Below are 1011 nucleotides of genomic sequence, written 5' to 3'. Positions count from 1 at the left end.
TACAGGTTTCGATCTTGACCAGCGGGTCACCCAACTTGTCGATCGTCTGTTGGTGATACTGGTTTGCAAAGAGGTCATTCTTAATGGCGCTGCGTTTCTTCATGGTGGTTAGCTCAGTAGACCAGCTTCCGATAACTTTATCAGCAAAATCAAACTCGGCTTAGGTTTTTCGAGGTGCCCTGATATTATATTCAGTTATTTTCATTGAATCTCCTCAATACCATCAACTAAAATTTTACCAAGATACTGATGATTATAGAATTATAAATCTAACAAAAACTGGTTTAATTTATTTTTAAGTATTAAGAATATGTTGTTCTGTAAACAATGCTGTTTTTTCAATAAGGTTATAATGCAAAGGATTACAACCAACATAAAATTGAGTAACTAGAAAACCCATTTTACTCTTTTCAAATAAAACAGCATTGGCATAATAACTTTCAGGTTTAAGCATCTTAGAAAAAAGATGCGTGCCATATTTATGGAAAAATATTCGCATTAGCCATATAGAATAACGACAATAACTAACATAGTACTTACCTTCGATGGATAAACCATTTTCAACAATAAAGGTCATTAACAGATCACCATTCCATTTTTGACATATCATACAAGGGCACCTCGAAAAACTCAAGATTTTCAATTAACCCTTGGCTTTCATTCTAAATAATTAGATTTTTTTTGATTATCACGTTACTGATTCTATCGCACATTGCCCTGGCTAGGGCCATTTGACCCATTCTGGGCGTCAGAAAGCCACGATGCACGCGCTCTGGAAGTACGCCAACCGCTTTAGGTTGTAACATGCTGCCATCATCGTCATGGCAAAATTAGCGCGCACCTGTCCAATGGTGCGGATCAGTTTTCTACCCATTTGTTCCATCGCCGCAAATGCATGTTCAACCCGTGCCCTAGTCTTTGCAATCCTGTGGTTTCGCCCTTGCTGAGTCTTGGACAACGGTTTGTTTCGATGGCCTTTACGCTGAATCTGGCTCCTATAGCCGTTTGCCT

The 1011-nt window shown here is 38.7% G+C and carries 2 protein-coding genes; both read right to left on the bottom strand.

Annotated features, from left to right (window positions below; all coding sequences use genetic code 11):
- Positions 1-295: 295 nt before the first annotated feature.
- Entirely contained in the window at positions 296-577 is a 282-nt protein-coding gene (locus CBG25_RS18625) for a GFA family protein (protein ID WP_290608528.1), read from the bottom strand.
- Between the two features lie 171 nt (positions 578-748).
- A partial coding sequence (locus CBG25_RS18620; protein WP_290603799.1) for a transposase occupies positions 749-1011 on the bottom strand: 263 nt, incomplete at its 5' end.

Source organism: Arsenophonus sp. ENCA, assembly GCF_002287155.1.
In the GTDB taxonomy this organism is placed as follows: domain Bacteria; phylum Pseudomonadota; class Gammaproteobacteria; order Enterobacterales; family Enterobacteriaceae; genus Arsenophonus; species Arsenophonus nilaparvatae.
Note: the sequence above shows the minus strand (reverse complement) of the source record. Positions and strands in the feature narration are given on the sequence as shown.

Bases quoted from the DNA above. Each gene is read 5' to 3' on its own strand.
- CBG25_RS18625 (WP_290608528.1), bottom strand. From the start codon at position 577: ATGACCTTTATTGTTGAAAATGGTTTATCCATCGAAGGTAAGTACTAT.